This is a genomic window from Streptomyces sp. NRRL F-2580, from assembly GCF_000720115.1.
GTDB lineage: Bacteria > Actinomycetota > Actinomycetes > Streptomycetales > Streptomycetaceae > Streptomyces.
This window is the reverse complement of record NZ_JOIR01000034.1, coordinates 1-23,572: the sequence shown is the minus strand read 5'-3', so window position 1 is coordinate 23,572 and position 23,572 is coordinate 1. Positions and strand designations below refer to the sequence as shown.

General features: G+C 70.4%; 22 protein-coding genes and 1 pseudogene. 13 read left to right on the top strand and 10 right to left on the bottom strand.

The window, feature by feature from the left end; all coding sequences use genetic code 11:
- The first annotated feature begins 68 nt into the window (after window positions 1-68).
- The gene (locus tag IF88_RS0129895) at window positions 69-962 is read left to right on the top strand and encodes an SCO6745 family protein (protein ID WP_030719309.1); all 894 of its coding nucleotides are present in this window, start codon (window positions 69-71) and stop codon (window positions 960-962) included.
- A 12-nt stretch (window positions 963-974) separates the two neighbouring features.
- Here IF88_RS0129895 and IF88_RS0129890 read toward each other — a convergent pair whose 3' ends face one another.
- Genes IF88_RS0129890 through IF88_RS0129880 form a run of 3 tightly spaced genes read right to left on the bottom strand, consistent with a single transcriptional unit; the run spans window position 975 to window position 4,110 of the window.
- Complete coding sequence (locus tag IF88_RS0129890) at window positions 975-1,808, bottom strand: sugar phosphate isomerase/epimerase family protein (RefSeq protein ID WP_030719306.1); 834 nt, start codon at window positions 1,806-1,808, stop codon at window positions 975-977.
- Window positions 1,805-2,962, bottom strand: coding sequence for a dihydrodipicolinate synthase family protein (locus tag IF88_RS0129885; protein WP_030719304.1), 1,158 nt, complete (start codon window positions 2,960-2,962; stop codon window positions 1,805-1,807). Before IF88_RS0129885 ends, IF88_RS0129890 begins: the two co-directional genes overlap by 4 nt.
- Window positions 2,959-4,110: a Gfo/Idh/MocA family protein gene (locus IF88_RS0129880; protein WP_030719302.1), complete on the bottom strand. Its 1,152-nt coding sequence runs from the start codon at window positions 4,108-4,110 to the stop codon at window positions 2,959-2,961. The genes IF88_RS0129885 and IF88_RS0129880 overlap by 4 nt, the downstream gene beginning before the upstream one ends.
- A gap of 169 nt (window positions 4,111-4,279) precedes the next feature.
- Between IF88_RS0129880 and IF88_RS0129875 the strand changes: the two genes are divergently transcribed.
- Window positions 4,280-5,356, top strand: a complete 1,077-nt coding sequence (locus tag IF88_RS0129875; protein ID WP_030719300.1) for a LacI family DNA-binding transcriptional regulator — start codon at window positions 4,280-4,282, stop codon at window positions 5,354-5,356.
- On the top strand, window positions 5,353-6,141 hold the full coding sequence (locus IF88_RS0129870; RefSeq protein ID WP_030719298.1) for a sugar phosphate isomerase/epimerase family protein: 789 nt from the start codon (window positions 5,353-5,355) through the stop codon (window positions 6,139-6,141). Before IF88_RS0129875 ends, IF88_RS0129870 begins: the two co-directional genes overlap by 4 nt.
- A gap of 143 nt (window positions 6,142-6,284) precedes the next feature.
- Here IF88_RS0129870 and IF88_RS0129865 read toward each other — a convergent pair whose 3' ends face one another.
- Window positions 6,285-7,586 (bottom strand): hypothetical protein, encoded by a 1,302-nt coding sequence (locus tag IF88_RS0129865; RefSeq protein WP_158754654.1) that lies wholly within the window; start codon window positions 7,584-7,586, stop codon window positions 6,285-6,287.
- Window positions 7,587-8,019: 433 nt separating this feature from the next.
- On the opposite strand from IF88_RS0129865, the gene IF88_RS0129860 reads away from it, so the two are divergent.
- The 4 genes from IF88_RS0129860 (at window position 8,020) to IF88_RS0129840 (ending at window position 14,547) form a co-directional block, all read left to right on the top strand.
- Window positions 8,020-9,135, top strand: coding sequence for an AI-2E family transporter (locus IF88_RS0129860; protein ID WP_030719290.1), 1,116 nt, complete (start codon window positions 8,020-8,022; stop codon window positions 9,133-9,135).
- 1,366 nt (window positions 9,136-10,501) lie between these two features.
- Window positions 10,502-10,813, top strand: a complete 312-nt coding sequence (locus IF88_RS0129850) for a hypothetical protein (RefSeq protein WP_030719286.1) — start codon at window positions 10,502-10,504, stop codon at window positions 10,811-10,813.
- 423 nt (window positions 10,814-11,236) lie between these two features.
- On the top strand, window positions 11,237-12,760 hold the full coding sequence (locus tag IF88_RS0129845) for a cellulase family glycosylhydrolase (protein ID WP_030719284.1): 1,524 nt from the start codon (window positions 11,237-11,239) through the stop codon (window positions 12,758-12,760).
- Window positions 12,761-12,774: 14 nt separating this feature from the next.
- Window positions 12,775-14,547, top strand: a complete 1,773-nt coding sequence (locus IF88_RS0129840) for a glycoside hydrolase family 6 protein (protein WP_030719282.1) — start codon at window positions 12,775-12,777, stop codon at window positions 14,545-14,547.
- 69 nt (window positions 14,548-14,616) lie between these two features.
- Here the strand turns inward: IF88_RS0129840 and IF88_RS41065 are convergent, their stop codons facing one another.
- From IF88_RS41065 to IF88_RS0129825, 4 genes are read right to left on the bottom strand one after another with little or no spacing between them, the layout of a single operon-like run.
- A complete protein-coding gene (locus IF88_RS41065; protein ID WP_420711010.1) occupies window positions 14,617-14,973 on the bottom strand; it encodes a substrate-binding domain-containing protein in 357 nt (118 codons plus the stop codon).
- Window positions 14,909-15,058 (bottom strand): hypothetical protein, encoded by a 150-nt coding sequence (locus tag IF88_RS49680; RefSeq protein ID WP_420711011.1) that lies wholly within the window; start codon window positions 15,056-15,058, stop codon window positions 14,909-14,911. Before IF88_RS49680 ends, IF88_RS41065 begins: the two co-directional genes overlap by 65 nt.
- Before the next feature lie 32 nt (window positions 15,059-15,090).
- Window positions 15,091-15,936: a PaaX family transcriptional regulator C-terminal domain-containing protein gene (locus IF88_RS0129830; RefSeq protein WP_051837812.1), complete on the bottom strand. Its 846-nt coding sequence runs from the start codon at window positions 15,934-15,936 to the stop codon at window positions 15,091-15,093.
- 35 nt (window positions 15,937-15,971) lie between these two features.
- On the bottom strand, window positions 15,972-16,607 hold the full coding sequence (locus tag IF88_RS0129825; RefSeq protein ID WP_030719278.1) for a GNAT family N-acetyltransferase: 636 nt from the start codon (window positions 16,605-16,607) through the stop codon (window positions 15,972-15,974).
- Between the two features lie 113 nt (window positions 16,608-16,720).
- Between IF88_RS0129825 and IF88_RS0129820 the strand changes: the two genes are divergently transcribed.
- Window positions 16,721-17,785 (top strand): alpha/beta hydrolase family protein, encoded by a 1,065-nt coding sequence (locus IF88_RS0129820; protein WP_030719277.1) that lies wholly within the window; start codon window positions 16,721-16,723, stop codon window positions 17,783-17,785.
- Window positions 17,786-18,620: 835 nt separating this feature from the next.
- Here IF88_RS0129820 and IF88_RS46805 read toward each other — a convergent pair.
- Complete coding sequence (locus IF88_RS46805) at window positions 18,621-18,779, bottom strand: hypothetical protein (protein WP_158754652.1); 159 nt, start codon at window positions 18,777-18,779, stop codon at window positions 18,621-18,623.
- Between the two features lie 55 nt (window positions 18,780-18,834).
- Between IF88_RS46805 and IF88_RS46800 the strand changes: the two genes are divergently transcribed.
- Window positions 18,835-19,572, top strand: coding sequence for a site-specific integrase (locus IF88_RS46800; RefSeq protein WP_051837788.1), 738 nt, complete (start codon window positions 18,835-18,837; stop codon window positions 19,570-19,572).
- The gene (locus IF88_RS44300; RefSeq protein WP_234323743.1) at window positions 19,569-20,063 is read left to right on the top strand and encodes a class I SAM-dependent methyltransferase; all 495 of its coding nucleotides are present in this window, start codon (window positions 19,569-19,571) and stop codon (window positions 20,061-20,063) included. Before IF88_RS46800 ends, IF88_RS44300 begins: the two co-directional genes overlap by 4 nt.
- 71 nt (window positions 20,064-20,134) lie before the next feature.
- Here the strand turns inward: IF88_RS44300 and IF88_RS44295 are convergent.
- Window positions 20,135-20,463 (bottom strand): annotated as a pseudogene (locus IF88_RS44295) (Tn3 family transposase); the annotation flags it as partial.
- Between the two features lie 155 nt (window positions 20,464-20,618).
- Here IF88_RS44295 and IF88_RS0129795 point away from each other — a divergent pair.
- From IF88_RS0129795 to IF88_RS0129790, 3 genes are all read left to right on the top strand, one after another.
- A complete protein-coding gene (locus tag IF88_RS0129795) occupies window positions 20,619-21,356 on the top strand; it encodes a dienelactone hydrolase family protein (RefSeq protein WP_030719273.1) in 738 nt (245 codons plus the stop codon).
- Window positions 21,357-21,732: 376 nt separating this feature from the next.
- Window positions 21,733-22,161 (top strand): hypothetical protein, encoded by a 429-nt coding sequence (locus IF88_RS45790; protein ID WP_107050660.1) that lies wholly within the window; start codon window positions 21,733-21,735, stop codon window positions 22,159-22,161.
- Window positions 22,162-22,380: 219 nt separating this feature from the next.
- Window positions 22,381-23,478, top strand: a complete 1,098-nt coding sequence (locus tag IF88_RS0129790; RefSeq protein WP_158754650.1) for a hypothetical protein — start codon at window positions 22,381-22,383, stop codon at window positions 23,476-23,478.
- The last annotated feature ends 94 nt before the right edge of the window (window positions 23,479-23,572 follow it).

The following is a 23,572-nucleotide window of genomic DNA, read 5'->3' as shown; positions in this document are numbered from 1 at the left end:
TCCGACCCTCCTGATCTACGCTGACCTCAAGTCATTTCGGGCATCAACTGACCCTGGGGGAAAGCGATATGACGTACAGCGGCGCACATGGACTGGGTACCGTCCGGCAGCTGTGGCAACTGCTCGAACCCGTACACGCCATCGTCTACTTCGCCCCCGAGGCCTACGACGAGGCCGGCGCGCTCGGCTACGCCACCGACGACAGGTGGCCGATGTACTTCGCCTTCCGGGCCGCCCCGCTCGGCCCCGCCGAACCGGAACTCGTGAACGCCCTCTTCTTCAGCTTCAGCCCGCGGATGGTGGAGCGGTACGTCGGGCAGTCCTGGCACACCGCCCCGCCGGCCCGGGTGCTCGCGGCCCGCGCCGTCGCTGCGGACCGCTCCCTGCGGGCCCTCCTCGGCGAGCGGACCGCCTCCCCGGACCTGGCCGAGGCGGCGATGCTCGCCCAACGCGCCGCCGAGGCCGCCGCCACGGCCGGCCGCCCGCTGGCCGCCGCCAACGCCGCCCTGCCCTGGCCCGACGTACCGCACGCCGTGCTCTGGCACGCGGCGACGATCCTGCGCGAGCACCGCGGGGACGGCCACCTCGCCGCCCTCCAGGCCCACCACCTCGACGCGGTCGAGTCGCTGGTCCTGCACTCCGGTGCGGGCGCCGCCCCGGCCGAGTGGTTCGAGAGCCGCCAGTGGTCCGCCGACGAGTGGAATGCCGCCCGCGACCGGCTCGCCGGCCGGAACCTGCTGGCCGAGGACGGCACGGCCACCGGAGCCGGACTGGCACTGCGCACCGCCGTCGAGAAGCTCACCGACGAACTCGCCTCGGCCCCCTGGTCGGCGCTGACCCCGCAGGAAACGGCCCGGCTCGCTGAACTCCTCCTCCCGCCGGTCCTCGACATCGTCGGCGCCGGCCTCCTCCCGACCCAGAGCACCCTGGGCATCGGCATGAAGTACGACTACGAGGGCTGACCCGCCGCTCACTCAGTCCACGTGCTCGCGGTAGCGCTCGATCACCTCCCGCAGCACCTCGGTACCGTCCCGGGCCCACAGCCCCGGACTGAAGATCTCCACCTCCACCGGGCCCCGGTAGCCGGCCGTGTCGGCCAGGTGCCGGAAGCCCCGAAGGTCTATGGATCCGTCGCCGAGCTGTCCGCGCCCCCACAGCACGCCCTCGGGCAGCGGGGTCACCCAGTCGGCCACCTGGACGGACACGATGCGCCCGGACCCGCCGGCCCGGAGCAGGTCGGCGGGCAGCCGCTCGTCCCACCACAGGTGATACGAGTCGGCCACCACCCCCACCTGCTCCGCCGGGAACTGCTCGGCGATGTCCAGGGCCTGGCCGAGGGTGGAGACCACACAGCGGTCCGAGGCGAACATCGGATGCAGCGCCTCGATCCCCAGCCGTACCCCGTGCCCGCCGGCCCACGGCGCCAACTCGCCCAGGATCTCCGCTATCCGTCCACGCGCCCCGACCAGGTCCCGATCGCCCGAGGGCAGCCCGCCCGAGACCAGGACCAGCGTGTCGGCGCCCAGCTCGGCGGCCTCCTCCACCGCCCTGCGGTTGTCGTCCAGCGCGGCCGCCCGGCCGGCCGGATCCGCCGCGGTGAAGAACCCACCGCGGCAGAGCGAGCTCACACGCAGCCCCGCCCCGGCGACCAGCTTCGCCGTCTCCCGCACCCCGAACCCTTGGACGGGTCCCCGCCAGAGCCCGACGGCCCCCACTCCGGCCGCCACGCACCCGGCGACCAGTTCGGGCACGGACCACTGGCGGACCGTCTCCTGATTGAGGCTGAACCGCTCCGGCGCCGCGCTCATGACGACACCCCGTACACGGCGAGCAGCCGGCGCATCCGGTCCTCCGCGAGCTCGGAATCGGGGAACAGTCCCAGACCGTCGGCCAGTTCGTACGCCGTCGCCAGGTGGGGGAGGGAGCGGGCCGACTGCAGCCCGCCCACCATCGTGAAGTGGTCCTGGTACCCGGCCAGCCAGGCCAGCAGCACCACCCCCGTCTTGTAGAAACGGGTCGGCGGGGCGAAGAGATGTCTCGACAGGGAGACCGTCGGGTCCAGCAACTCACCGAAGCCGTCGATATCGCCCCGGTCGAGCGCGATCGCGGCCCGGGCGGCGATCGGGGCTATCGGGTCGAAAATCCCCAGCAGCGCGTCGCTGGCCAGCTCCCCGTCCCCGGCGATCAGTTCGGGGTAGTGGTAGTCATCGCCGGTGTAGCAGCGCACGCCGGCCGGCAGCCGGCGCCGGATGTCCACCTCCCGCTCCGCGTCCAGCAGCGAGACCTTGATCCCCTCCACCTTCTCGGGACAATCGGCGATGATCTTCAGAAAGACGTCCGTGGCCGCGTCGAGATCCGCGTGACCCCAGTAGCCGGCCAGCGCCGGGTCGAACATGGGCCCCAGCCAGTGCAGCACCACCGGCCGTACGCTCTGCCGGAGCAGGCCGCCGTACACCTCCAGATAGTCCTCGGGGGCACGCGCCGGCGCGGCCAGGGCCCGCGAGGCCATCAGGACGGCCCCCGCCCCGCACGCCTCGATGTGCGCGAGCTGTTCCTCGTACGCCGCGGCGATCTCGTTGAGGGAGTACGTGCGGCCATCCGTAAGCTGGTCCGTGCCCGCGCCGCAGACGATCCGGCCGCCCACCGCCCGGGCCTCGGCCGCCGACCGGCGGATGAGCTCCGCCGCCGTCGGCCAGTCCAGGCCCATGCCGCGCTGCGCGGTGTCCATGGCCTCGGCCACCCCGAGCCCTTGCGCCCACAGGCGGCGCCGGAAGGCCAGCGTGGCCTCCCAGTCGACCGCCGGCCCGGCTTCGGCCGACGCGGCGAGCGGATCGGCGACCACGTGAGCGGCCGCGTAGAAGGTGCGGCTGCGGGCCGGGCCGCAGGTGAGTGGGGGATACGGATCGGGGTTCGGCCGGTGCACGCGGAACCCGCCGTCGGCCGAGGGGAGTCGGATGCTCACAGCGCCACCTCCGGCACCGGCAGCCGCCGGCCCTCGGCCGAGGAGCGCAGGCCCAGCTCGGCGAGCTGTACTCCGCGCGCACCGGCCAGCAGGTCCCACCACCAGGTCTCGTCGAGGACGACATGCCGTAGGAAGAGCTCCCACTGGGCCTTGAAGCCGTTGTCGGCGGGACTGTTGTCCGGCACCTCCTGCCACTGGGAGCGGAAGGTCTCGGTCTGCGGCAGATCGGGATTCCACACCGGCTTCGGCGTTGCCCCGCGGTGCTGGATCCGGCAACCGCGCAGCCCGGCGACGGCCGACCCGTGTGTGCCGTCCACCTGGAACTCCACCAGTTCGTCCCGGTGGACCCGGACCGCCCAGGACGAATTGATCTGGGCGACCGCACCGCCTTCCAGTTCGAAAATCCCGTACGCGGCGTCGTCTGCCGTGGCCTCATAGGGCTTGCCCGCCTCGTCCCAGCGACGGCCGATGTGCGTGCGGGTGAGGGCCTGCACCGTGCGCACCCGGCCGAAGAGCTCGTGGAGCAGGTACTCCCAGTGCGGGAACATGTCGGCGACGATGCCTCCGCCCTCCTCCGCGCGATAGTTCCACGACGGCCGCTGCGCGGTCTGCCAGTCGCCCTCGAAGACCCAGTACCCGAACTCTCCGCGCACGGACAGGATCTCGCCGAAGAATCCGCTCTCGATCAGCCGCCTCAGCTTGAGCAGCCCCGGCAGGAACAGCTTGTCCTGCACCACGCCGTGTTTGATCCCGGCAGCCGTAGCCAGCCGGGCCAGTTCGAGCGAGGCCTCGAAGGTCAGGGCCGTCGGCTTCTCGCAGTAGACGTGCTTGCCCGCCGCTATGGCCTGGCGGACCGCCGCCTCGCGGGCGCCGGTGACCTGTGCGTCGAAGTAGATCTCGACCTCCGGATCGGCCAGCACGGCCGCGAGATCCGTGCTGATGTGCTCCAGGCCGTGCCGCTCGGCGATGGCCCGCAGGGCGGATTCCCGGCGCCCCACGAGAACCGGCTCCGGCCAGAGCGCCGTTCCGTCGCCGAGATCGAGACCGCCCTGCTCGCGCAGGGTGAGCAGCGCACGGACCAGATGCTGCCGGTACCCCATGCGCCCAGTGACGCCGTTCATCGCGATCTTGATCGTCCTGCGCTCCATGGTTCCCCCTCCATCGATAGAAAGCGCTTTCTCTTCGATCAGGCTAGGGCGGCGGAAGCTGGCCGCGCAACACTCGATCGAGTGATGGAAAGCGCTTTCTGAAACGGGGAGTATGGAGATGCAGACACCGGATGAGACGATGACCCGGGTCCTGAAGGAGAGGTGCAGCATGGCGGTGACTCTGGCCGAGGTCGCGGCGCAGGCGGGCGTATCGCCCGCCACGGTCTCGCGCGTGCTGAACGGCGGATACCCGGTGGCCGGCTCCACCCGAACCCGGGTCGAGCGCGCAGTCGAAGAGCTCGGGTACATCGCCAACGGCCCCGCCCGCGCGCTGGCGGCCGCCACCTCCGACCTCGTCGGCGTCCTCGTCCACGACGTCGCCGACAGCTTCTTCGGGATCCTCGCCGGCTCCCTGCAAGGAGCCCTGGCGACCACCGGCCAAACGGGAGGCCGCCGGCTCGCCGTCGTCTGCAACACCGAAGGCGACCCCGCGGCCGAACTGTCCTACCTGACCCTGCTGGAGGGGCAGCGCGCCGGCGGGATCGTCCTCACCGGCGGCGCCGTCGAGGACCCCGAGCACGCCGATGCACTCGCCGCCCGCATCGCGCGGATGGCCGCAGGCGGCGCCCCCGTCGTCCTGTGCGGTCGGCCTCCGCTGCCCGTCCCCGCCGGACTGCCCGTCACCACCGTGATGTTCGACGACCACGGCGGTGCCTTCCGCCTCGCCGAGCACCTGCTGACACTCGGTCACCGGCGCATCGCCTACGTCGCGGGCCCCCAGGGGCTGAGCACCACCCGCGAGCGGCTCGCCGGACACCGCGCCGCCCTGCTGCGACACGACCCCGACCTCCCCGAAGCCTGTGCTGCTCTCACCTTGCACGCCGCCTTCGAACGATCCGCCGGCTACGACGCCGCCAGGGAACTGCTCCGCCGCGGGGCACCCTTCACCGCCGTCGCGGCCGCCAACGACACCATCGCCGCCGGAGTCGCCGCCGCCCTGCGCGAGGAGGGGATACGGATCCCCGAGGACGTGTCCGTCGCCGGATTCGACGACCTGCCCTTCTGTGCGGACACCGCCCCCGCGCTCACCACCGTCCGGGTGCCCCTGCGCGAGGCGGGCGTGCTCGCCGCCCAGCTGGTCACCGGCCGCCGACCGCAGCCACCGGGCGGGATCACCACGCTGCCCACCGAGCTGATGGTGCGCGCCTCCACCGCGCCGCCGCCGACCGAGGGGAGCCGTCCGTGAAGTACGCCTTCTCCACGCTCGGCCTGCCCGGCGCGCCGCTCGACTGCAGCGCGGCCCTCGCGGCCTCCCACGGCTTCGACGGCCTCGAACTGCGCGCCCATCCAGAGGAACCCCTGCACCCCGACAGCCCGGCCACCGAGCGGGCTGCCGGACTGCGGACCCTCACCGCCGCAGGCGTCACAGCCCTCGCGGTCGCGGGCTACGCCAGGGTCGCCGCCCCCGGCGCGGACGAGCCGGTCCTCACCGAACTGCGCGGCCTCATCCAGCTCGCCGCCGATCTGGAGGCCCCGTACGTCCGCGTCTTTCCGGGGGGCGCCGACCTGCCCGAGGCGGCCGCTGACGCCCACGCCGTGCGCCGCCTGCTCGCCGCGGCGCCGTTCGCCGAGCGGCACGGCGTGCGGATCCTGCTGGAGACCCACGACTCCCATCGCACCGCCGCCGCAGCCGCCCGGGTGCTCGACCGCGTCGCGCACCCGGGCGTCGGCGCCGTCTGGGACATCCTGCACACCTGGCTCGCCGGCGAACCCCCGGCCCGGTCCCGGCAGGCCCTGGCCGCGCACCTGGGCTACGTACAAGTGAAGGACGTACGGTCAGCGCAGGACCTCACCCCGACGGGTCTCGGCACCGGGGTGCTCCCCCTCCCCGAAGCGGTGGCCGCCGCACCGGCGGACGGCTGGCTCTGCTGGGAGTACGAGAAACGCTGGTACCCGGACGCCGCCGACCTGCCCGCACAGCTCGCGTGCGGCCGGGGGTATCTGCAGAGCCTGGTGGCGAGGGCCCGGTAGACAGTCGGACGGTTGGTTCTGGAGGGCCGCAGACCTGTGACTTCGTGTCGTAATTGGCCGGTTGGCGGTCTCGTTGGCCGGTGTAGGCGTCGGAGCTGCTGGTGGCGCTGGATTTCCAGGGCGGGGTGGAGAGGCGAGGGTGATCAGGAGGCGGCATCGGCGAGGATCGCGCGACGGGCGTTGATCGCGGCGGCGAGCAGGCTCTCGTCCAGCATTGTCTCGCCGTCCCGTGTGGAGTCGTTGACCGGTAGACGGGTACGCCGGTCGATCAGTGCCGTCAGCGATGGCAGCGCGGGTATCGCGTGTCGGCCCATGCGTGCCAGGCCTTCCGAGTAGTAGTCGCCAATCCCGTAGTCACCGAGGTGCGGTGTCATGAGAGCGAGAACGCGGGGCACAGCCGTGGGGCCGGCGTGTCGCAGCCACAGTGGAGCGCAGAGCGCCTGTACGCGTCCAGGCCGTTTGAAGGTGAGGTTGTACAGCTGGGCAGCCTGCCGGAAGGTCAGCGGACCCGCGTCCAGCAAGGCCCCGAAGATCTCAGGGGCGCGGTGAAGTCGCCCGGTGTCCACGGGCTTGGCTTGAAGGATCGCGGCGGCGGTGGTGCTGTCGTACGACGGCGTCGGACTGCCGGAAGGCCGACGGGCCCGGGGATACGGAGTGAAGGGGACCTCGGCGACCAGCGCGCCATGTGTGTGCATCGCTGCCTCAGAGAGGGAGGCGGTGGTGAGAGCTTTGGCCATGGCTGAGCTGATGCCTCGTCCGCAGTGACGGACGAGCAGGGGCAGGAGTTCGACAGGGGCCGCCCGCCAGTCATGACAAGCCTCCCGGGCCAATTCGGCGCCGATGTCCCGGGTGGCGGGATCGCAGAGGAGCCGCGTCACCAGGGCGTAGACGTGACGCTCGCGCCCCAGCCCGTACAGGACCCGACCCCAGCGCCACCCGACGCCGTCCAAGTGGTGTGAGGCCTCCGGGGCATCGGCGAGCAGAGCCCTGTCGAGAGAGAGCCACTGCGGCGGAGGGGCGACGCTCAGGGTCTCCAGCCGGGCAAGGAAGCGGACAGAGGCCAAGGAGTCGTCTTGCAGGTGCGCGACGGAGCCGCGGAGCCACTCGGCCAGGGCAGTACGCACCACGGGCTCGGTGAGTTCACCGAGAGCCCTGAGCGCAACCTCGTTGCTTCCGGCGTGCACGACGAGATGAGCGGCCCGGCGCCGTACCTCTTCATCAGGGTCGGTGAGTCGGGCGAGCGCGGCCTCGGCGGCATCAGGCCAAGGGTGCGTGGCCCCGGCGGAAGACAGGAGGTCCATGACCTCACGACGTACGAACGCGTCGTCGGCTCGGGAGAGCTGAAGCAGCCGGACGGACACGGGGCCGGTGCGGTCGGCGCGTATGGCGTCGAGGACCGCGATGCGGGCAGGGTGGGCGGCAATCGTGGCCTGTCCCGCAGACAAGGCCTCGTCCAGCCACTTCATCGGAGGGGGCGGTGGCCGCCCTTCCGTGCAGAGAATTCGATCATGCGGCCGATCATGTCACGCGCAACAACAGCTGGGCCACGGCATTTGCCCTGTGCGGCAGGACACGTCGGGGTGTCGCCGTGACCTGCGTCAATGCCGGAGTGCGTGCCGGGGCCCGTTCGTTGAGTCGGCGCCCCAAGGCCGAGCAGGCCGGTCGGCACTGGGCGCGAACCGGCACCCGCAGAACAAGTCGCCTTCGGCGCCCCGGGTTCGAGCGCGCTGATGAAGGTCGATTCCGTCATGGGCACCCGCGACCGCAGAGGACACCCGGCTACCGCTTCTTGACCTGGCCGGGCCACGTCGCGGGCCGGGGTGCGTGGCTGTCTTCGGCGGTGCCCAGGGGGTAGGGAATTGTGAATAGGGTGACCCCATGTCTGTCACGTTGAGCTCCGCGAAGGCTGCTGCCGCACTCCGTACGTCGGCACGAGTTTCCGCCCAGTTGCTGGTGGTCCTGGTCATGGCGGCGGCGGCCCTGTGGATTCTGAGCCGAATGTGGTCGGTCGTCTGGCCGCTCATAGTCGCCCTGTTCCTCACCACCCTGACCTGGCCCCTGGCCGACTTCCTACGCCGGCGCGGGTGGCGGCCAGCCCTTGCCGCCTCCACGGTGACCGTGCTGTTCCTCCTCCTGGCCGCAGGCATCGCGGCGCTGATCGCCGTGCCCGTGGCCTCCCAGGCGGGCGAACTGGTCGACGGCGTGTCCGAGGGCATCCAACGACTGCGCGAGTGGGCGTCCGGGCCGCCGCTGAACATCGGCGACGAGCAGATCACCGGCGCCTCCGACGCCGCGATCGACCGCCTCCAGAACAGCGTCGGCAGCGCGGTCTCCACCGTCGTCACGGGCGTGAGCACCGTCTTCAACGGCCTGGTCACCGCCGTCCTGGCGCTCTTCCTGATGTTCTTCTTCCTCAAGGACGGCCCCCGCTTCCTGCCGTGGCTCACCCGCCAACTCCCCGGCCGGCTCGCCACCGACATCCCGGTCGTGGCCGCGCGCAGCTGGCAGACCCTGGGCTCGTTCGTCCGGTCCCAGGCCTTCGTCGGCCTCCTCGACGCCGTGTTCATCGGCCTGGGCCTGTGGATCGTAGGCGTACCCCTCGTGCTGCCGCTGGCAGTTCTGACCTTCGTCTCCGCATTCGTGCCGATCGTGGGAGCCCTGTTCGCCGGCCTGGTGGCAGTGCTCATCGCGCTGGTGTCGAACGGCCTGACGGACGCGCTGATCGTTCTGGCCATCATCATCGCGGTGCAGCAGCTCGAAGGAAACGTGTTCCAGCCCATGATCCAGAGCCGCAGTCTCGGCCTCCACGCAGCGGTGGTCCTGCTGGCAGTGACGCTGGGCGGCAGCCTGGCCGGCGTCGTGGGCAGCCTGCTGGCCGTACCGGCGGCCGCGCTCGTCGCCGTCGTCTGGAACTACCTGCGCGACCAGCTCAGCGCACCACCGCACGAGCCGGACGCCGACGAACCGCTTCCCACTGCTCCCGCACCCTCATAGGGCGGGGAGAGCGGTCTGGTGTCAGCGGCGGCTGTTGCGGTCCGGCCACGGCATGCCCCGACCACGTTCTCACTGTCCTGCGCCGGCATCCCGATCTGGCGAGGCTGGCTGCAGGATCCTTCGCTTTTGATCTCGACAGGGCCGAGCACGTGGAAGAGGTCCGTCTGGCGAGCGGAGCGCCGCTGAGGGCCGTGGCGGGCGACGACACCGGCGGAACCTACTTCACATGTGCCGACAGGGCTGTGCTGTACGCGAGCTCCGAGAGCGAAGCGGGCCTCATCTCGACCGGGCAACCGATGTCGACGACGAGGCGCTGGAGGAGGTATTCGAGCGGTCCGAAGACGAGATCCGGGGCTCCTACGGCCCGGAGCTGGACGCTGACCGCGGCAGGCTGCTCAGCGCGTTGGGTCTGCGCCAGCTCCCGCGACGGGAACTGCAGCGGAGGCTTCGGGAATCCCTCCTGCGGACCGAGCCGGAGTTCCTTGCTGGTGAACGCGGACGAAGGCCGCGCGTACGAATTGCTGGACCGTCCTCTGCGCCCGCCGCTCTGGCAGGCGGTCCTCGCTCCGGGCCGGGCTGATCTGGTCCGGATGCGGGCGGACCGCAACTGCTGGGAGCGATTGCGAGCGATCCCGTACGGCGGGCCACCGTCCTGCGCGCGGCCCAGTACGACGGCAGCCGGGGGACCTGCAGCTCCTGCGCGTACTCCTGCGCAGGAAGTCCGCAGCGGCCCCACCGAAGAGCTCAGCCTCGCCGCCGTCCTGGTTGCCCTGTACGGCCATACGGAGGACCACACTCTGCTGCAGTCCCTGCGGGCGGCCCGACCCCGTTGTCCGCTTCCTGCTCGGCGGGTTCCCCACAGGCGGGCGATGCCGTCCACGTCTCCCTCCAGTGCCACAAACTCATGCTCAACGAGCCACGCCGGCACCTCTCGAAGTCGCGTGACAGGAACATGCAGTTCGCCGGCCCAGTGGGCGAACTCAAACAGGACCGGCCGGCCGCCCTCCAGCCGGCCGGACAGGATGTCCAGCACGTCGCGGGTGGTCCCGTCATCGCCACGGCGCTTTTTCCCGTCGGCCCGGGCCTGAATGCGGCGAAGGAAGCCGGCGGCCCTCACCGCCGGTCCCACCATGACACCGAAGTCGCACGTACAGCTGCTCATGCCTACACAACTCCTCGCCCACGGCGCGGACCTGCCTGCGGTGGGAAACCCGCGTGGCCGGACGTGTCTCGGTCATCGCCGGGCCCGTTTCCAGTGGAAACGGCCGCGCTCGCCTTTGCCGTGCGGCTGGTCAAGGGTGGGGGATGAGCTCGGGCATGAGGAGGCCGCAGTCCTCGGCCACCTCACTGCGTCAGGAATCCGGCTATGGCCGGCGTGGCCGTGCTCCGCCTGGTGGGCCGCTCGGACGCGGTCCAGGAGAGCGGTGAGCGCTGGAGGCTCGAACGTGGCCCGGCGGCCTTCGGTGAGCTCGTGGACCAAGGCACTGAGGCCGGCGCAGGCGCCTTCACCCACAGGGGCGGTGTCCCTTCGCTGGTCGTGGGCACGGTCGCGGGCGTCGCGGTGTTGTGGGCCGAGCCGCTCGTGCACCGCCGCCGGTACGCCGCGGCGCTCATGGAGGGCCCGGCCGTTCGACTGGGCGGCGTCCGCGAGCCCCGGGGTCCGTCCGCGGGAAGCTGACGTGCCGATGCCCTTATGGCTGCCGGGGGTTCGCCGGGTGGCTGCCATACTGCACGGCCCGCGTTCTGCGTACCGCGGCCGGGCGGGGAGGAAGAGGGCTGCGGCCGACGGGCTGGCGAACTGCGCGGTGGGCGCTGCCTGCACGGCCGGCGTGGTGGCATGCGGTGTTCTCCTCGCGGTTCGGGGAAGCGGGGGGTGTGCGAAGAGCAGGAGCACAGGCTCTGAACCAGTGGGAGCGCTCCCACTGTGCCCATGGGACGACACGGCGTCAAGGTGCGTGAAGAGTCGAAGCCATTCGCCGGAGAAGTTCGTCAACTCCTCTATTGCTTGACGCCAGTAGCCGCTACGGTCTGGCCAACCAGTGGGAGCGGTTCCATCAGTCGGCGCGCCGTCAGGGCGTGCCCTCGCTGCAAGGAGTCGCTCATGCGCCACCCCCCACGTCTGTCCGTGCTGTTCACCGGGGCAGCCCTTGTGATGGCGAGCGGAGCGTTCGCGGTCACGGGTACGGCCTCGGGAGCCGCGGCCGCCCCTCTGTGCACGGTGGAGTACTCAGTCGCCGGCCAGTGGGCCGGCGGATTCCAGGGTGCGGTCACCGTCACCAACAACGGTTCCGCGCTGAACGGCTGGAGCCTCGGCTTCGCCTTCCCGGCAGGGCAGGGCGTCACCCAGGGCTGGGGCGCGAAGTGGTCCCAGACCGGGGCGGCCGTCACGGCCGGGAACGAGAGCTGGAACGCCGATCTCGGCACCGGCGCGAAGGTCACGGCCGGCTTCATCGCCTCGTGGTCGGGCGCCAACACGGCGCCCACCATCTTCACCCTCGACGGAACGCCCTGCGCCACGGGCCCCGGGCCGGATCCGACCCCCACCACACCGCCCTCACCGACCGTCCCGACGCCGACACCCACCGGTCCGGCCGATCCCCCCGGCCCCGTCACAGGGGCACCCGAACTGACCGTCACCGGCAACCGCCTCACCGACCAGCGCGGCGCCACCCGCCGCCTCCTCGGCGTCAACCGCTCCGGAGGCGAGTTCATGTGCGTCCAGGGCCACGGCATCTTCGACGGTCCCGTCGACGACGCCTCGGTGCGCGCCATCGCCGACTGGAAGGCCAATACCGTCCGCATCCCCCTCAACGAGGAGTGCTGGCTCGGCCTCGACAACATCAGGCCCGAGTACCGGGGCTCGAACTACGTCGACGCCGTCAAGGGCCTGGTCGGCCGGGTCCTCGCGCGGGGCATGACCCCCGTGGTCGAACTGCACTGGACGTACGGCCAGTACACCGGCAACTCCTCGGGCTGCGCCGACGTCCACGCCTCCTGCCAGAAGCCGATGCCGGACGCCCGGTACAGCCCGGCGTTCTGGACCTCGGTGGCGAACGCCTTCAAGAGCGACCGGCGGATCGTCTTCGACCTGTTCAACGAGCCGTACCCCGACCGGGCGACCCCCACCACCGGGCAGGCGTGGACCTGCTGGCGCGACGGTGGCACGTGCCCGGGAATCGGCTACGAGGTGGCCGGCATGCAGGACCTCGTGGACTCCGTCCGGGCGACCGGCGCCCGCAATCTCGTCCTGGTCCCCGGCATCGCGTACTCCAACGACCTGAGCCAGTGGCTCACCCAGTCCCCCACCGACCCGACGGGCAATCTCGCCGCGGCCTGGCACGTCTACAACTTCAACACCTGTTCCAGCGAGGCTTGTTGGGACTCGTCACTCGCTCCGGTCGCCGCCCGGGTCCCCCTGGTGGCGGGCGAGATCGGTGAGAACACCTGCGGACACGCGTTCATCGACCGCGTCATGGCCTGGTTCGACGCCCGCGCCCTCTCGTATCTCGGCTGGACCTGGAACACCTGGAACTGCTCCTCGGGACCGGCCCTGATCACCTCGTACGACGGCACACCCACCGGATTCGGCACCGGGCTGCGCGACCACCTGCGCGCCCAGAACTGAAAGGTACCCGCCACATGAGCCGCACGACGCCCCGTACAACGCCCCGCGCGACCCACCGCACGACCAGCCGCACCGCCCTGCTCGCGGCCCTCGGTCTGGTCACGGCCGCCGGCGCCACCGCCACCGTCTTCGGCACCTCCGCCGGTGCCGCCACCGCCGGCTGCAAGGTCGAGTACCAGATCACGAACCAGTGGAACAACGGGTTCGGCGCCAACGTCGTCGTCACCAACACCGGTGACCCGGTCGCCGCCTGGACCCTGGAGTGGTCCTACGCGAACGGACAGCAGGTCACCCAGGGCTGGAACACGAGCATCACCCAGTCCGGCGGGGCCGTGACCGCCAAGAACGTCTCCTACAACGGGTCCCTGGCCACGGGTGGTTCGACGTCCTTCGGCTTCAACGGCTCGCACAGCGGCACCAACGCCGTCCCGGCCGCCTTCAAGCTCAACGGTGTCACCTGTAACGGGGCCACCGAGCCGACCACCCCGCCCACGACTCCTCCGACGACGCCGCCCACCACCCCGCCGCCGTCCGGCACCAAGGCGGACAACCCGTACGCGGGCGCCAAGGTGTACGTGAACCCCGAGTGGTCGGGCAAGGCCGCCGCCGAGCCGGGCGGCAGCAAGGTGTCGAACCAGCCCACCGGAGTCTGGCTGGACCGCACCGCCGCCATCGCGGGCACGGGCGGCGCCATGGGCCTGCGCGGCCACCTCGACGCGGCCCTCGCCCAGAAGGGCAGTGGCGAGCTCGTCGTCCAGCTGGTCATCTACAACCTGCCGGGACGCGACTGCGCCGCTCTCGCGTCCAACGGCGAACTGGGCCCGACCGAGATCGGCCGCTACAAGACCGAGTACATCGACCCCATCGCCGCGATCCTCGCCGACCCCAAGTACGCCGGACTCAGGATCGTCACCACCGTCGAGATCGACTCCCTCCCCAACCTCGTCACCAACGTCTCCGGCCGCCCTACAGCCACCCCCAACTGCGACGTGATGAAGGCGAACGGCAACTACATCACGGGCGTGGGCTACGCCCTGAACAAGCTCGGCTCGATCGCCAACGTCTACAACTACGTGGACGCCGGCCACCACGGCTGGCTCGGCTGGGACGACAACTTCGGCGCCTCGGCCGAGCTGTTCAAGCAGGCCGCCACCGCCGAGGGATCCACGCTCTCCAAGGTCCACGGCTTCATCGTCAACACCGCCAACTACAGCGCGCTCAAGGAAGACCACTTCAAGATCGAGGACTCCGTGGCCGGGGTGTCCGTACGCCAGTCGAAGTGGGTCGACTGGAACCGGTACACGGACGAGCTGTCGTACGCCCAGGCCATGCGCGCCAAGCTGGTCTCCCTCGGATTCGACGCGAACCTCGGCATGCTGATCGACACCTCCCGCAACGGGTGGGGCGGCGCGGCCCGGCCCACCGCCCCGGGTGCGACGACCGACGTCAACACCTATGTGAACGGCGGCCGCTACGACCGGCGCATCCACCTCGGAAACTGGTGCAACCAGTCCGGCGCCGGACTCGGCGAACGGCCGCAGGCCGCTCCGGCCGCGGGCATCGACGCCTACGTCTGGATGAAGCCGCCGGGCGAGTCCGACGGCTCCAGCAAGGAGGTCCCGAACGACGAGGGCAAGGGCTTCGACCGGATGTGCGACCCGACGTACACCGGCAACGCCCGCAACGGCAACAGCATGTCGGGTGCCCTCCCGAACGCGCCCCTGTCCGGCCGGTGGTTCTCGGCCCAGTTCCAGGAGCTCCTGAAGAACGCCCACCCGGCTCTGTGACGCACCGCCCGTGAGAGCGGGGAGCCGTACCGAACCTCCGGGTTCCGTACGGCTCCCCCCGGCATGCCCTCAGGAGGAGTCCCGCACGATCAGTTCGGTCGGGAGGCTCCGGTGCGGCTCCATCGGCCCCACGGAACCGGCCCCGGACGTGTCCGTGATCTTCTCGAGCAGCATCCGGGTCATCGGGCGGCCCATCTCCTCGACCGGCTGGCGCACGCTCGTCAGGGGCGGATCCATCAGACGGGCCACCACGGAGTCGTCCACCCCGACGAGGGCGACGTCCTCGGGCACCCGCCGCCCGGCCTCGCGGAGCACGCCGAGCGTGCCGGCCGCCATCACGTCCGAGGCGGCGAGGACCGCTTCAAGGCCTGGGCTGCGTTCCAGGAGCTCGCGCATCGCCAGCCCTGCCGCCGTCCTCGGTGAAATCGCCGGTCGCCACGAGCGCCGGGTCGGGCGCGAGCCCGCCCTCGGCGAGGCCCGCGAAGTAGCCGCCCAGACGCGCACGGGCCATGCCGTTCAAAGTGCACGTCCTCTGTCCCGTCTTCAGCGCACGACCCGGTCTGCAGCTTCTCGGGTGATGTCCGCGTAGAGGCGGAAGAGGGCTGGGCGGGCTTCGCCGCCTTCTCGTTCGTGCAGGACCGCCCAGCACCGGGCGATGAGCTCCCTGGCCTGGGTGCCAGGCCAGGGCTGGGGCAGGAGCTGAGGCGGCAACAGCGGGTCGGGCTCCATGGCGCGGGTGAGTTCGGCGGCAAGTTCGACCGCGATGGTGAGGAGTGCGGACGGGGAGAGTCCGGCAGGGCCGGTGAGCCGGGCGAGGCGGGGCCGGGCGATGCGGCTGAGGCGGTGGTAGCGGTCGGCGATCTCGTGCAGGGACCACAGGCGGCGGGCGAGTTCGACAGGCTCTCGGGTGTCGCCCTTGCGCAGGTCGGTCGTGGTGAGAAGGGTGAGCGCACCATGGGCGCCGAGGCGGTGGGCCGCTTCTTCGACGTACGGTTCCCAGGCGTTGGCGCAGACGTACAGTCCGCCCTGCAGCGGGGCGCCGCCGAGGTGGACGAGCGTCTCACGCAGGGCGTCCCGGGCCGTGCGCGCCGATTCGGGCACCGCGAAGGCGGCCAGGTGCCAGACACCGTCCCAGGGAGCGAGCCCGGCGTCTTGCTGGAACGCGTGCCGGAGGAAGTCCGCGTTGGGAGCCAGGGCACGCGTGGTGTCCGCGGTCGCGTGCAGCTCCGCCTTGCGGCCACGGCCCTCGTGGGTGAACCGGCCCTCGGCCACGAGGCGTTTGATGCACAGCCGCACCTGCTGGTCGCTCATGCCCAGGGTGTTGGCGACGGTGTACAGCTCGTCCGCGCCGACGGTGCCGTCCTCGCGGATCAGCGCGTGGACGAGCATGCGGGTGGGGACCTCGACGTGGTCCGCCTCGGTGCTCACAGTTCTCTCGCCCCTCTCGTTCCGACGGCGCGACGCATGGTGGTCACCGCGCCGAACCCCAGCAGCCCGCGCAGGTAGGGGGTGCGCGCGGTCCGCACGGCCGTGAAGCCGCGCCGCTCGTACAGGGCCCTGGCGTGCGGATTGATGTCGATCACATCCAGTCTGATCTCCCGGCAGTGCTGCTCCGCCGCGACGGCGGCCACTTCCTCGATGAGCAGGCTCCCGACGCCACGCCCGCGTATGCCCGGGTCCACGGCGATGCCGTCCATGACGAGCTGTCCGGGGGCCGGGTGGCGTTCGAACAGGGCGAGGAGCAGGAGTCTGGGCAGCCCCCGCAAGTGTCCGTACACGCGCAGCACGGCGGAGGCCGATCCCCCGGTGAGGGCGCGGCCGCCAAGCTGGTAGCCGGCGAGGCCGACGAGCTGCCCGTCGAGGAGCGCGCACACCGCACGATCGGCGTTCAGGTGCGAGGCGATGAAGGGCACCGCCTTGTCCGGCGGGTTCAGCGCGGGGCCGAGTTTACGGCCGAAAGCCTCCCAGTACAGCTCGGCCGCCCGCCGCTCGGCGCCGGCCGGAAGGCCCCGCTGGACCGTGACCGGTCCAGTACCGGTGTCCGTCGTGTCCAGTCCCATACCGTGCCCTCTTTTCTCACTGCAACCCGAAACTCAAAGCTATCATTTCAACGACGATCGTGCGTGTACTGATAGTTTCAGTTCGCTCACTCGAACAGAGGCGGTCAGATCCCATGTATCCAAAGATCCAGCCCCGACGGCGCGGGCTCCGCATGGCCGTGTGGTCACTCGTCACGACCCTGGTCGTGGCCGCCGGTCTCGTCGGCGTGGCGCTGTGGCAGAACTCCTACGCCATGGACGAGCAGCGGGTATCAATCCGCTACGGCGGCCACACCCTCAACGGGGTACTGGCCACCCCCAAGGACGGCCGCAAACGCCACGGCCTGGTCGTGTACGTCCACGGCGACGGCCCCGTCGACGCCACCCACGACGACGGCTACAGGCCCATGTGGGAAGCGAACGCCAAGGCCGGCTACGCCTCCCTGTCCTGGGACAAACCCGGCGTCGCGGGCGCGCCCGGGAACTGGCTCGGCCAGTCCATGGACGACCGGGCCGACGAGGCAGCCGCCGCCATCGCCTGGGCGCGCGCCCGCCCGGACATCGACGGCGACCGGATCGGGCTCTGGGGCGCCAGCCAGGCGGGCTGGGTCCTGCCGAAGGTCGCCGCCAAGACGTCCGTGAGCTTCGTCATCGCCGTCTCACCCGCGATCAACTGGCTCCAGCAGGGCCGCTACAACCTCCTCGCCGAGCTGCGCGCCGACGGCGCGTCAGCAGGCCGTACCAACGCGGCGATCGCCAAGAGCGACACCACCCGACGGCTGCTGGAACGCCACGCGACCTTCGAGGAGTACGTCAAGGCCATGGGCGGCGACGCGGACGGCCTGACCGCCGATCGCTGGGGCTTCATCTCCAAGAACTACACCGCGGACGCCACGCAAGACCTTCGCGCCCTGCGCGGCGTACCGGTGCTGCTGGCCCTCGCGGGTCATGACATCAACGTAGACACCGCCGACACGGAGCGCGTCTACCGCGATGTGCTGGACGCAGGCGGTGCATTGACGGCCAAGTACTATCCGGACGCGACCCATTCACTTCTCAAGGAGTCCATCGAGCAGTCAGACCTCAAGATCACGCTCACTGCGCTCTTCTCGCCCCGCTCGCTCTTCGCGGACGGATTCCTGGACGGCCAACGACAGTTCCTCAAGGATCTCGTCCGAGGCAGCAATGCCACTCCGTGACAGTCCAGCAAGATCGGCCATGACGCGTGGTGCACGTTCGCGTGTACCGTCCGGTGCACTTTGAAGCGTACGCCGACAGGTGCCCTCGACCATCGAGCCGCGCAGGTAGTTTGCCAAGCGCCGGACGTGTTCTCGTTTCGATAATCGCTGCACCGATGTCCCCCGAGGCCGTGATGGTTGCCGGGCACCCACGTCCGGGGGTTCAGAAACAGGTTGTTCAGACAGTCGGGGACGCGATGTAGTCGTGGCGTTGGTGGCCCCGCCCGTCGCCGTGCCAGTCCAGGAACAGCACCGAGTCGCCGAGCGCGGCCGCGCCGGCCCGGTGGCTGATGGTCGCGATCCGGTAGGTGCCAGTGCGTGCCCGGCTGGACGTGCTGTCCTCCAGCCGCGCCTCCAGCCGGGGAAACGCGCTCGGCCACCACGGGGTCGGTGCCCTCGCGGGATTGCTTGATCTGCACCCGCAGCTTGGCCCCGTCGAAAATCGTCGGGTCATCCACGAGGTGGAAGCTGGCCCCATCCCAGCGCACTTCGGCGTACGCATAAACGGTGCCCCCGGACCGGGCCGCGCACCTCCGCACCGTCACCTTCCAGTTGTCCGGCCACGGCCCGTCATAGCTCGTGTCGTCAATGTCCTTCGTGCTGCTGGCGCACTTGTACGCCGGGGCCGCCGTGGCGGAGGGAACGGCCGGAGCCGCCACCGCCACCACGGCCACCGCCGCGCGCTTGATGGTGCTCATGCCCGGTCAATGCCGGGACCGCAGAAGCGACACGGCCCTGCCCCGAAACCGCCTCGGACGGGCGACCCCCGGCGCCCGGGCGTCGATCGCACGTCCGCTCAGCTGGAAGCGGGTACCGCTCCGGTCCAGGCGAGGACGTCGTCACGGCGGTAGTCCTCGCCCAGAATGGCCAGCATGTCCGCCAGCCGGCCCGCGAGGTCGGCAGCCCTCTCCGGGGACTCTTTGCGGAGCAGCGCGGCCCACACGGCCGCCCACATCTCCCGGTACGCCTCGGATCCGAGGCGTACAGCGGCTGCCGGGGCGGGGGCGTGCGTGTCAGTACGGGCCGGGGCGCCGGTCGCCGGCGCCCTCGTTCTCCTCTATGCGCAACCCGTCAGCCGCAGCGTCCGCCTCACCATCGACGACTTCATCGACGACGAGACCGTCGTCACCGTCCGGCTGGGAGACCCGCTGTCCCCGCTGCCCGAGCCCGTCGCCGACCTGATGCGGGCCTACGTGCACTCTCGCCAGCACCTGCCCTACGCCAGCAGCAGGAGTTCACAGTGGCTCTTCCCCGGCCGTCAGCCCGGACAGCCGATGAACCCGGTCAGCCTGCAAGTCCACCTGCGGAAGATCGGCGTCCCACCGCACCGCAGCAGGGCCTCCGCGATCCGTCAGCTCGTCCTCCAAGCCCCGGCCCCCGTCATCGCGAAAGCACTCGGCTACCACGACAAGACCGCCACCCGCCTGGTCACCGAGGCCGGCGGAATCTGGAGCCGATACGCCCCGGTGACCACACACGGTGAGTTGTCGCTCCACTCCAGCTGGCATGCCTCGTCACTCGGGAAAAGTGAAGCCCAGTTCGCGCAGGCGGGGCAGGCAGGCTTCCAGGCACTGCTCCACCGACGCAGCATCGGTACGCACGAGGATGTCGTCACGCAACGGGGCGCCACTGGCCACGAACGTCCAGGGCTTCCGCCTCTCTGCCATCCGCTCAGCATCAGCCTTGAACAGTACGGTTATGCCCTGCTCGGCCAGCGCCTCCATGATCGCGACAATGTCCACCGGTGACCCCTCCAGAAGTGGCTCAAACACACCACGGTGACCCTATCCGTCCGAGCGCCGGACAGTTCGACGTGGTGCTGTGCCACAACCTCCTTCAGTACGTGGACGACGTGCCCGGCACCCTCGCCACGGCCCTTGCACCTCTGAAGCCCGGTGGCCTGTTCTCGGCGATGGCGATCAACCGGCATTCTGCGGCCTTGAACATCACCGTTCGCGAGATGGACCCGGCCGCCGCGGCGGCTGCGCTCGACACTGACCAGGTCCGAACCCAGATGTTCAACTCAGCCCTGACGCTGTACACGGCCGAGGAGATCATCCCGTCCTGCACAGCCTCGGCTGTCAGGACGTGCAGCACTACGGCATCCGCAGCTTCTGCGACTACATCACCGACGACGCACGAAAGTACGACCCGGCGTTCTACGCCGACCTCGAACGACTGGAACTCGCTACCACCGCGCGCCCGCCCTACATGCACACCGCTCGGCTCTTCCAACTGACGGCGCGGAAAAGAGACAGCTGACCGCGCCTCTGGTGGCGGGCGCGTAGGCCACGCCCGCCACCAGTCCTGCTACTCCTCCGCAGCGTCCGGGTCGCGCAACGGCCGCAGGCCCCGGGTGAATCCGGCGGGGAGAAGGAGTAGCGGCCCAGCATGTTGATGTGGTGGCGGACGAAGGGCGAGAGGCGGGCCACGTCCTCGTCGCGGACATCGAAGCCGTCGTTGCGGAGCTGGGTGACGGCGGCGTCCATGTAACGGGTGCTGAAGAGCACCCGGGCGTTGAGGACGAGTCCCAGCGCACCAATCTGGTCTTCCATGCCGTCCTGGTAGAGCTGCCCGTACTTGCCGTGGAAGATCTTCCGCGCCAGTGCGTGGCGGCCTTCCTGGAGGTTGGCCTGCAGTTTGAGGGGTGTGACCGAGATACGCGTCAGAGGGGCAACGGGATGATCTTGAAGCCCTGAGCCCGGCCCCCGTTTTTCAGAGGGACGCGCGCGCTGTTCTGCCAGCGGCAGAACACCGGCCGGACCGGGCTCGATGATCACTACAGTCCAGTCTCATGACGACGATTTCGACGCGCACGGTCGAGTACCCGGCGGACGGTTCGACGATGACCGGGCACCTCGCTCTCCCGGCCGGTGTCGACCGCCGGCCCGCGGTGCTGCTCGGACCAGAGGGCATGGGGCTCAGCGACGTCGAGCGCCGCCGGGCCGACGCTCTCGCCGAGCTGGGATATATAGCGCTGGCCTTCGACCTTCACGGCGGGCGCTATTTGGGCGACCCCGAGGAGATGCTGGCCCGTTGCATACCGCTGCTCGCTGATCCCGACCGGATGCGGGGCATCGGCCATGCGGCGCTCGACGTGCTGCGGACCGAACCGCGGACCGACCCCGACCGGATCGCCGCCGTCGGCTACGGCACCGGGGGCGCCGTCGCGCTGGAACTCGGGCGCGGCGGCGTCAACCTGCGCGCGATCGGGACAGTCAACGCAACTACCACGGGCCGGCCGGGCGAGGCGGCGCGCATTCGCTGCCCGGTGTGGGCCGGGGTCGGGTCGGAAGACCCGATCATGCCGCCCGTGCAATGGAACGCGTTCACCGCTGAGATGCAGGCCGCGGGCGTCGACTGGCGCCTCGCGGTCTACGGCGGCGCCTTGCACGCCTTCCACCACCCGCCGGTCGACCACCCCGCGGTCCCCGGCGTCGGCTACCACCCACAGCACGCACAGCGAGCCTGGCGCGACGTCGTCGACCTGCTCGCCGAGTGCCTGCCCGTGACGGAGGCTCTGGGGGCATGATCCAGGCAGACAGCCTGGCGCCAGGCCTGGTCCGCGTCGGGCACTGACAGTCCCCTCCCCGCAAGTCCGCACAGCAGAACCACATTCGGGCGGATGCTCGATCGCGGAGACGCGTTCGCAACTGCCGCAGTAATTACCGCAGTTACTGCGACGGAGCCCCTGCCGTGATCGTCGCGACCTGCGGCGATCCGTTCCGGCCGCCAGGGCGAGGTGTACGCATTTACGGCCTCGGGGAACATTGGTACAGCGGTTCCACGAGCGTGGATTCGGAGGCACCGTTCAGACGGTCCGCCGATACGTCGCGACGCTCCGGGACGGCACTGCCATTCCCGCACCAGCACCGATTCCATGCCTACGCGCGATCACATCCTGGATCATGCGTCGCCGTAAGTCGTTGAGCAAAAACGACGAGGTCCGGCTCAACGACGTCTGTCCGGCCTGCCCGGACATCGCACGCGCCCGCGAGATCGCGCAACGGTTCACCGCCCTGGTACGCGACCGCACAGGCCATCTGCTGCCCGACTGGATCAGCGACGCGGAGCGTGACGCGCCTCAGCCGATCCGAGGGTTCGCCCGGTTCATGAAGTTTGACATCGACGCCGTCACCGTGGGCCTGACCTTGCAGTACAGCTCCGGCGTCGTAGAAGGGGCACGTCAACCGCATCAAGACGATCGAGCGGCAGATGTACGGCCGAGCCTCGTTCCACGTCCTGAGAGCCCGCATCCTCATCGAGCCGTAGTCATCACGGACCTGCGGGCACAGCCAAAATTCGGGATCGGAATCAGGGGTGCCGGGCATGTGTAGATCGCAGCCAGGACAGTGTCCCGGAGCCAATGCCGAGACACTCTGGGCCTGTGGTCAGATGCGCGCGGACGCCGAATGTCGGGTGGCGCGTCCTCCCGTGGACCCTTACCTGTTCCCGTTTAGCGGCACGTGACGGAACCAGCGCCTCTCTGTCCGGGGTTCGTAACGGATCCGCCGCCGCCGGAGGTGGTGCGCGGCCACAGGGGCATGCTGACCAGCATGATCGAAAACAATGGGGGGACGACCGGGGGGTCGCGGAAGCGGCTCGCGGTCGTCGGCGGCACGATCGCGCTGGTGACGATTCTGACCGGGGCCGGGCTGTTGCTCGGCCCCGTTGCGAACGCCGTCAACGCGGCCCGCGCGTACGACGCCGCGACGCCGTGCGGACAGAGGCAGACGCGGGACTGTCTGACCGTGGCTCCCGCGACCGTGGTGGGACCCTGGACCGAAGAAACCCACCTCCGGCACGCCGACATCATCTTCGCCACGGCCGACGGGTCCCGCCAGGTGCTCGCCCTCGACCGCAAATACGAAGGGGACCTCTTCCCGGCGGGGGCACGCGTCCGACTGATCAGCTGGCACGGTGAGGTACGCGACGTCGAATACGGAAGCGGCCGAAGCGCCGGCACCTCACCCACCACCGACAACCCCCACCTTGCTCACCAGGTGCCGCTGGCCTGGGCCATGGGCATGATCCCGTTCGGCCTGGGACTGCTGTGGCTGGTGGTGTGGTCCGCCTTCTTCTCCGCACACTCCCGCCGCAGTACCCCCTGGCAGGTCATGGTTCCGCTCCTCGGGACGACGGCGATCGCGTTGGCAGGGTCGACCACGGCCGTACTCGCCGACGAAGTTGCCGTAACCCTGCGCTGGACCGCCATTGCCGCCGCGATGACAGTGCCGGTCACCGTGGCCTTCCATCTGTGGGCGGTAGCTCGGGGCGACACGGTCGCGGTCGAGCCGCGCCGCGACGGGCGGGAGCACGTCTTCCAGGCGTGGCTGCTCGGTGACCGCAGTGGACCTGACGGCATGCCCGCCCACAGCCACCTCGTGGTGGGGCCGGGGGTGCTCGCCTTCACCAACGAACCCACCGGCGCCTTCCGGCGCGCCCCGTTGCCCGCCGGGCTGGTGCTGGAGCGGGTCCGACGCCTGTTGACGTCCAACCCCGACGCCATGGCCCTACACGGCGATGCCGGTCGCGGGTGCCTGGTAGCCCAGTGCCGGGACGGGGAGCGTGAGGTGCTCATAGCCGTGCACCGCAGAAACATGCCGTGGCTGGTCGGCGCGCTGCCGCAGACCGAGCCTGCCAGCGCCGACTAGGCACTGTCTTCAAAGAGTTCTGATGGGGGATCATGTGTCGCATGGTGCGTCGTCATGAGCTGTCGGATCTGGAGTGGGAAGCGTTGTCCGCGCT

Excerpts from the sequence above, each read along its gene's own strand:
- IF88_RS0129795 (WP_030719273.1), top strand. The coding sequence starts at position 20,619 with ATGACGACGATTTCGACGCGCACGGTCGAGTACCCGGCGGACGGTTCG.
- IF88_RS0129850 (WP_030719286.1), top strand. The coding sequence starts at position 10,502 with ATGGCCGGCGTGGCCGTGCTCCGCCTGGTGGGCCGCTCGGACGCGGTC.
- IF88_RS45790 (WP_107050660.1), top strand. The coding sequence starts at position 21,733 with ATGCGTCGCCGTAAGTCGTTGAGCAAAAACGACGAGGTCCGGCTCAAC.
- IF88_RS0129860 (WP_030719290.1), top strand. The coding sequence starts at position 8,020 with ATGTCTGTCACGTTGAGCTCCGCGAAGGCTGCTGCCGCACTCCGTACG.
- IF88_RS0129820 (WP_030719277.1), top strand. The coding sequence starts at position 16,721 with ATGTATCCAAAGATCCAGCCCCGACGGCGCGGGCTCCGCATGGCCGTG.
- IF88_RS0129890 (WP_030719306.1), bottom strand. The coding sequence starts at position 1,808 with ATGAGCGCGGCGCCGGAGCGGTTCAGCCTCAATCAGGAGACGGTCCGC.
- IF88_RS0129880 (WP_030719302.1), bottom strand. The coding sequence starts at position 4,110 with ATGGAGCGCAGGACGATCAAGATCGCGATGAACGGCGTCACTGGGCGC.
- IF88_RS0129875 (WP_030719300.1), top strand. The coding sequence starts at position 4,280 with ATGGCGGTGACTCTGGCCGAGGTCGCGGCGCAGGCGGGCGTATCGCCC.
- IF88_RS49680 (WP_420711011.1), bottom strand. The coding sequence starts at position 15,058 with ATGGCCCGTGCGCGTCTGGGCGGCTACTTCGCGGGCCTCGCCGAGGGC.
- IF88_RS0129845 (WP_030719284.1), top strand. The coding sequence starts at position 11,237 with ATGCGCCACCCCCCACGTCTGTCCGTGCTGTTCACCGGGGCAGCCCTT.
- IF88_RS46805 (WP_158754652.1), bottom strand. The coding sequence starts at position 18,779 with ATGTGGGCGGCCGTGTGGGCCGCGCTGCTCCGCAAAGAGTCCCCGGAG.
- IF88_RS0129825 (WP_030719278.1), bottom strand. The coding sequence starts at position 16,607 with ATGGGACTGGACACGACGGACACCGGTACTGGACCGGTCACGGTCCAG.
- IF88_RS0129895 (WP_030719309.1), top strand. The coding sequence starts at position 69 with ATGACGTACAGCGGCGCACATGGACTGGGTACCGTCCGGCAGCTGTGG.
- IF88_RS0129840 (WP_030719282.1), top strand. The coding sequence starts at position 12,775 with ATGAGCCGCACGACGCCCCGTACAACGCCCCGCGCGACCCACCGCACG.
- IF88_RS0129790 (WP_158754650.1), top strand. The coding sequence starts at position 22,381 with ATGATCGAAAACAATGGGGGGACGACCGGGGGGTCGCGGAAGCGGCTC.
- IF88_RS0129830 (WP_051837812.1), bottom strand. The coding sequence starts at position 15,936 with ATGCTCGTCCACGCGCTGATCCGCGAGGACGGCACCGTCGGCGCGGAC.